At 70.2% G+C, this 7,095-nt stretch carries 6 protein-coding genes; all 6 read right to left on the bottom strand.

Features of this window, described 5'->3' with window-relative positions:
• Positions 1–88: 88 nt before the first annotated feature.
• Entirely contained in the window at positions 89–700 is a 612-nt protein-coding gene (locus A8M77_RS11380; protein ID WP_086921542.1) for a TorD/DmsD family molecular chaperone, read from the bottom strand.
• Positions 697–2,805, bottom strand: coding sequence for a 4Fe-4S dicluster domain-containing protein (locus A8M77_RS11385; protein ID WP_238136779.1), 2,109 nt, complete (start codon positions 2,803–2,805; stop codon positions 697–699). The genes A8M77_RS11380 and A8M77_RS11385 overlap by 4 nt, the downstream gene beginning before the upstream one ends.
• Entirely contained in the window at positions 2,729–3,328 is a 600-nt protein-coding gene (locus tag A8M77_RS11390; protein ID WP_086921541.1) for a DUF3306 domain-containing protein, read from the bottom strand. Before A8M77_RS11390 ends, A8M77_RS11385 begins: the two co-directional genes overlap by 77 nt.
• On the bottom strand, positions 3,321–3,908 hold the full coding sequence (locus tag A8M77_RS11395; protein WP_086921540.1) for a DUF3305 domain-containing protein: 588 nt from the start codon (positions 3,906–3,908) through the stop codon (positions 3,321–3,323). The genes A8M77_RS11390 and A8M77_RS11395 overlap by 8 nt, the downstream gene beginning before the upstream one ends.
• A 74-nt stretch (positions 3,909–3,982) precedes the next feature.
• The gene (locus tag A8M77_RS11400) at positions 3,983–4,384 is read right to left on the bottom strand and encodes an FHA domain-containing protein (protein ID WP_086921539.1); all 402 of its coding nucleotides are present in this window, start codon (positions 4,382–4,384) and stop codon (positions 3,983–3,985) included.
• Positions 4,385–4,556: 172 nt separating this feature from the next.
• On the bottom strand, positions 4,557–7,095 hold a 2,539-nt coding region (gene fdhF / locus A8M77_RS11405), incomplete at its 5' end, for a formate dehydrogenase subunit alpha (protein ID WP_086921612.1).

Here is a 7,095-nt window from a genome sequence, read left to right on the forward strand (position 1 = left end):
CAAAACCGGATATGAAACCAGTTACATATGTTTGGATACTAGTCCAGACCCTAATACAGGACAACGAGGTGCCCCAAAGCCCCCGAGGCTAGTCCAGCATGTCGAAGCCCTGGGCCTCGACCTCGGCGAAGGCGCGGGTCAGGCCGGCCAGCGCGGCATAGAAGCGCGCCTTCGGATGCTGCACCACCGCATCGCAGAGGGTGGGCAGCCAGGGTTGCAGATGCGCCGAGAAGAAGGCCCGCTGTTGGGTGAGGTTGGCCACGGCCGCGTCCTCGCCGGCGATCAGGTAGCGCATGACCTCGAACAGGCAGGCCACGTGGTCTTCGCTCTCGGACACCGCCTGGTCGCGCGCCAGGCCGAGCCGCGCCAGGTCCCCACGCAGGCGGGCGAGCGGCTTGTCGTTGAGGAAGCCGCTGAGGTAGTGCGAGCCGAACACGTAGACCTCGGGCTTGCCGATGCCGCCGAAGAGGGCGTCGTATTCCTCGCGCGCGGCGGGCGCGTCGATGCCGCGTGCCGCGCCGACCAACTGGCGCCACGGCTCTTCGAGGAAGCCCCCGGCGGCCGGCGCCTCGGTCGGCGCGACCTGGAAGGCTGCCAGCAGCTCCGCATCGGGCGCCGCATACCAAAGCCGCGCGAGCAGGCCGTAGAGCTCGGCACGCGCGAGCTCCTCATCGAGCGCAGACGAAGGGGGAAGGCTCATAGCTCGGTGATCTTCTGTTCGTTCGTGGCGGTGTAGATGTCGATGACGCGGCAGTCGCCGCACATCTTGAGCCGCTCCAGCGCCTCGCCCTGGAACATCGCGTGGCCGGCCAGCCGGCCGAGCATGGCCTCGATCGCCTTCTGCGTGCCGAAGGGCTTGCCGCAGCGGATGCAGCTCCACGGCCTGGCCTCGTTGAGCACGACCGGCAGGCTGCGCTCCGGCGCGACGAGCAGCCGCGGCACCAGCGTGATCGCGTCCTCCGGGCAGGTGCTGTCGCACAGGCCGCACTGCACGCAGTTCCGCTCGACGAAGCGCAGCTGCGGCGCGTTCGGGTTGTCCTGCAGCGCGCTGGCGGGGCAGGCGCTCACGCAGGCCAGGCACATCGTGCACTTGTCGCGGTCGACCTCGATCGCACCGAAGGGCGAGGCGGCCGGCAGCGGGATGGCCAGCGCCTCGTCGGCACGGCGCGCCGGCGCGGCATCGATCAGGTGGTCGAGCGCGAGCTCCAGCGTGCTGCGCTTCTCGGCACCGACGGCGAAGCGCGCCGGCGCCGCAGGCGTCTGCGCGCGCGCCTCGCGCAGCGCGGCCAGCGCGCCGTCGAGCGCGGCGGTCGTGCCCGCCTCGACCAGCGTCAAATGCGAGCCCGCGTAGCCCAACCCATTCAGCAGTGCCTGGGCGACCGCCATCTGCGCGCGCAGCGCCTCCAGGTAGGCGGGTGCTTCCTCGCCGGTCGCCAGCACGGCCACCTGCGAGGCGCCGAAGGCCAGCGCGCTCAGCCACAGGTCGATGCCCGTGCTGGCGGCATGCCAGAGCTCGATCGGGATCACCTGCGCCGGCACGCCCTGCGCACGGCCGAGGCGCGCCTCGCGGCCCAGTTGCTCGACCAGTGCCCGGCCCCCCTCCTGGCTGTACAGCAGCAGCACCCCGTCGCGTCCGCCCGCGGCGGCATAGGTGGCCAGCAGCGTGCGCAGCCGGGTGCCCTGGTCGGGCGCATGCGGATAGGCGTAGGCCATCGCGCCGGTCGGGCAGACGGTCGTGCAGGCGCCGCAGCCCACGCACAGGTGCGGCTCGACCACGACGCGCTGGCGCGCCAGGTCGCTGCTGATCGCATGGGCCGAGCAGACCTCGACGCAGGCATTGCACCCGACCTGCTCGTTGCGGCTGTGCGCGCAGAGCTTCTGCTTGTAGTCGAAGAACTTCGGCTTCTCGAACTCGCCGACCAGCCCGCGCAGGCGCAGCAGGGCCGCGCTGGCCTGCGGGTCTGCGAGCCCACCGCGCACATGCAGGTAGCCCTGCGGCGGCGCATGCCAGTCGATCAGCGGCGCCTCGCCGAGGTCGAGCACCAGGTCGAAGACGGCCTCGTGCGGCTCGCCGAGGCGGTTGAAATCGATCGCGCCGGCCGCCGTGCACACGCGCTCGCAGTCGCGGTGCGCGCGGCACGTCGCGTTGTCGATCTGGTAGTCCAGGCCGATGGCCTGCTCGGGGCAGGCGGCCAGGCAGGCGTTGCAGCGGGTGCAGAGGTCGAGGTCGATCGCGTTGTCGCGTGTCCAGGCGAGCCGGAACTCGCCGAGCCAGCCGTGCAGCGCGTCGATGCGGCCAGCGATCACCGGCCAGCGCCGCTCCTGCGCACCGCCCGCCGTGCCCGGGCCGCGCGAAAAAAGGGTGATGTCCATCGCATCGGCCAGCAGCGCCGCGGCCTGCTCCGCCTGGTCGAGCGGGCCGACGATCAGCAGCCGCCCCTGGCTCGCATAGCTGACGGTGGCCACCGGCTCGGGTTCCGGCAGCCGTGCCTGCGCCAGCAGCGCGGCGATCTTCGGCATGGCGCGTGCGGCGTCGCGGCTCCAGCCACCGGTCTCGCGGATGTTGACGAAGCGGATCGGCGACTCGGCCTGCGGCGTTTGCTGCGCCAGCTCGCCGAACAGGCGCTTCTCCTGCGTGCAGGCCACCACCACCTCGTCGCCCGACTGGATGGCGCGCTGGAAGGCGGGCGCCTCGCGGCGGCACAGGGCCGAATGCAGGGGCAGGGTTTCAGCCAGCGCCGCGCCGAGGGTCTTCGGCGCCAGGGGCATCGTCTTGTTGCAGTCGCAGATCAGCGTGGTGGTCATCGGCTTCTTGGCTGGCCGGCTGCGCATCGGGGGCAACCGGTTGGCTGGGAACGGGGTCCATGGAGTTCGACTGTGCCACGTCCGGGCCTGCATCGTTCTCAGGGTCTTTGTCGGGCTGCGCCTCGAACAACTTCATGAATTTCGCGCTGGCCATCTGGCGCAGCACGCTCTCGGGCACGGGGGTGGATTGCGAATAATCGTCGATGTAGGTGTCGAGGCCGTCCATCACGTTGAAACGCGGATCGGCGAAGAGCTTCTTGAGGGCAGCGTTCTTGACCTCCGGCGCGACGTCGCCGGCGAGGAAGGGCTTGAAGTCGGACTCGGGCGTGAGCGCCTCGGTGTCCACCAGCGTCAACGGCGCCGGCTTTTCTCCTTCCCCCTCCGGGGGAAGGCCGGGATGGGGGCTCGCGCCCTCCGCAACCGGCGCGGCAGCCGGAAGCACCTTCTCCGGCTCCTCCGGCACCTCCCCTTCCCTCACCTGCTGCTTGCGCCGCGACCAGCGCTCGAAGAAGCCCTCAGACATCGCCCGCTCCCCGTCCGCGCTTCTTCTCGGTCGACACGCTGGCCGCATTGCCGAAGCGGTCGACCAGCGACCTGAAGCTCTCGGGCCGCTTGCGGCGCCGCGGCTCGTCCACGTAGTGCCGGTCCACATAGGCGCGCAGCCAGTCTGCCACCTCCGGCGGCACCGGCACCTGCTCGACGTTTTCCTGCGCATCGAGCCAGCGGCCGGCCTCGCTGTAGCTGAGGGTCACGACCACCGGCCGCGCGATCGGCTCGGCGGCGATGCCGGCCTCCTCCTCCATCCGCCACAGCACGAACCAGCCCGGCGCCGGCGTCTCTGCATTGAGGCGCAAGCCGTCGACGTCGTCTCGGAACAGCTCGACCCTGAAGCCCGGATGCAGCCAGCGCTGCACTTCCTCGTCCTCCTGCAGCAGCCGCGGTGCGCTGCCGAAGGCCGGCTCGTCGGGCACCACGTCCTCGAGCGCCCAGCGCCAGGGTTGCCAATGGCTCGAGGGGCCGTGCAGCCGCTCGCACCGCATCACGACCGCGACCTCGAGCGCGGGGCGGGCCGTGTCTTCATCCGTGGCGGAAGGCGGGTTCATGCGGCCGACGATAGCCGATGCCGCACGTGGACATGCCAGCGCGGCCATTGGCGCGACATGGCGCCCGCGCGCGCTCAGGGAAGGAGAGACAGGGCCCGGACGGGCGCCCGCCGCGCGGCGGCGGCGTGCTCCAGCTCGCCCGTCATGGTCACCAGGCTCAGCGCCTCGGTCGCCGGCAGCATCTCGCTGCTGTAGAGAAAGCGCAACTGGCAATCGCCGAGCGTGATCGCGTCCCCGTTGGCCAGCGGCCGGCTGCCAACCACCCGCTCGCGGTTGACGTAACTACCGTTGCGGCTGCCCAGATCGCTCAGCAGGTAGCGGTCGCCCGACCACTGGATCAGCGCGTGCTGCCGGCTCACCTTGTCGCTGTCGATGCACACACGGTTGCCCACGGCACGGCCGATGGTGGTGGAGGGACCTGCGATGTTGATCTGCCGCACGCTGCTGTTCCGGGCCAGGACGATGAGTCGGGGCATTCCTTGCTTTCCTGCTATTCATTGAACTGTCATGAAGCTTAGGGGCGAAGCGCCCCCCGGAAGCCCGAAAACAGAAGGCCTAAATGCGCCCTGTTCGGTGCCCGTTCATCCCCCGTGTGGAAATTCGCACGATCCCCGCCAGAAGCGCCACCAGCACCGCGGCCGCCAGCCCTCAATGCGCCGTCGTGGCCGCGACCGCCCCCGTCCCGTAACCTGCCGCCGCCACCGGCGTACCGCCGCGCAGCACCTGCACCGCGCAGTACTTGAACTCGGGAATCTTGCCGAACGGGTCCAGGGCCGCGTTGGTCATCAGGTTGGCCGCGGCCTCGTAGTAGGCGAAGGGCACGAAGACCGCGCCGGCCGGCGTGCCGTCGTCGCGCCGCACGTGGATCGCCACCCCGCCGCGGCGCGAGCGCAGGGTGATCACGTCGCCGGCCTGCAGGCCCAGCGTGTCGAGGTCGCCCTGGTTCATCGAGGCGGTGGCCATCGGCTCGAGCGCATCGAGCACCGTCGCGCGGCGCGTCATGCTGCCGGTGTGCCAGTGCTCGAGCTGCCGGCCGGTGATCAGCACGAAGGGGTACTGCGCATCGGGCCGCTCGTCGGCCGGAATGATGTCGGCCGGCACCAGCTTCACTCGGCCGTCCGCGGTCGGGAAGTCGTCGATGAACACGGTGGGCTGGCCCGGGTCGTCCGCGCTCAGGCAGGGGTAGGTCACGCTGGACTCGCGCTGCAGGCGCTCCCAGCTGATGCCGCTGATGACTGCGTGCATGGCCTGGCGCATCTCTTCGTAGACCGCGGCCACGCCGGACTCCTCGCCTTCGTAGTTCCAGGACAAGCCCATCCTTTGGGCTATCTGCTGAATGATCCAGAGGTCGGGCTTCGCCTCGCCCGGCGGATCCAGCGCCCGCTTGCCCAGCTGCACCATGCGGTCCGTGTTGCTCACCGTGCCGGTCTTCTCGGGCCAGGCGCTGGCGGGCAGCACCACGTCGGCCAGCCAGGCGGTCTCGGTCATGAAGATGTCCTGCACCACCAGGTGCTCCAGGCTGGCGAGCGCATGGCGCGCGTGGTTCAGGTCCGGGTCGCTCATCGCCGGGTTCTCGCCCATGATGTACATGCCGCGGATCTTGTGCGGATCGCTGTCGGGCGCGAGCGCCTTGTGCATGATCTCGACCACCGTGTAGCCGGGCTTCGCATCGAGCGGCATGCCCCAGAAGTTCTCGAACCACGCATGCGCGCCGGCGTTGTCCACGCGCTGGTAGTTGGGGAACATCATCGGGATCAGCCCCGCGTCGCTGGCACCCTGCACGTTGTTCTGGCCGCGCAGCGGATGCAGCCCGGAGCCGGGCTTGCCGATCTGGCCGGTGACGGTGACCAGCGCGATCAGGCAGCGGGCGTTGTCCGTGCCGTGCACGTGCTGGCTGATGCCCATGCCCCACAGCACCATCGCGCCCTTGGCGGTGGCGAAGGCGCGGGCGACCTCGCGCAGCGTCGCGGCCGGGATGCCGCAGATCGGCGCCATCGCCTCGGGGCTGTAGCCCTTGACGTTCTCGCGCAGGGCCTCGAAGTTGCTCGCGCGATCGCGCACGAAGGCCTCGTCGACCAGGCCCTCGTCGATCACCGCGTGGATCAGCGCGTTGAGCATGGCCACGTCGGTGTCGGCCTTGAACTGCAGCGTGCGCCAGGCGTGCTTGCCGATGTCGGTGACGCGCGGGTCGGCCAGCACGATCTTCGCGCCGCGCCTGGCCGCGTTCTTCATCCAGGTGGCGGCCACCGGGTGGTTGGCGGTGGGGTTGGAGCCGATCACGAAGATCAGGTCCGCATGCTCCACGTCGTTGACCTGGTTGCTCACCGCGCCGGAGCCCACGCCCTCGAGCAGCGCCGCCACGCTGGAGGCATGGCACAGCCGCGTGCAGTGGTCGACGTTGTTGCTGCGAAAGCCGGTGCGCACCAGCTTCTGGAACAGGTAGGCCTCCTCGTTGCTGCCCTTGGCCGAACCGAAGCCGGCCAGGGCCTTGTTGCCGTGCGTGTCACGCAGGTCCTTGAGCTTGCCAGCCGCGAGCGCGAGCGCTTCATCCCAGGTGGCCTCGCGGAAGGCGCCGTGCCAGTCGCCGGGGCGCGGCGCGTCGCTGAAGTCCTTGGGCACGCCGGGCTTGCGGATCAGCGGCACGGTCAGGCGCTGCGGGTGGTGCGCATAGTCGAAGCCGAAGCGGCCCTTGACGCACAGGCGTCCGTGGTTGGCCGGGCCGTCGCGGCCGTCGACGCTGACGATCTTCTCGTCCTTGACGTTGTAGGTGATCAGGCAGCCCACGCCGCAGAAGGGGCAGACCGAGTCGATCTTCCGGTCGACCTGCTGCGAGCCGATGCGCGTCTTCGGCATCAGCGCGCCGGTCGGGCAGGCCTGCACGCATTCGCCGCAGGCCACGCAGGTGCTGTCGCCCATCGGGTCGTCGAGGTCGAAGACGATCTTCGAGTCGGCGCCGCGCATCGCGTAGCCGATCACGTCGTTGACCTGTTCCTCGCGGCAGGCGCGCACGCAGCGGTTGCACTGGATGCAGGCGTCGAGGTTGACGGCCATGGCCGGGTGGGAGACGTCGGGTCGGGGCTGCTTGCGGTGCAGGGCTTTCAGGGCGGGGCGAACCTGGACGTCGAGGCGCTCGGCCCACTGGCTGAGCTCGCCGTGCTGGCCGACCGCCGTGCCCCCACCCCAACCC

The sequence above is a fragment of the Variovorax sp. JS1663 genome (assembly GCF_002157355.1).
Classification (GTDB): Bacteria; Pseudomonadota; Gammaproteobacteria; order Burkholderiales; family Burkholderiaceae_C; genus Variovorax.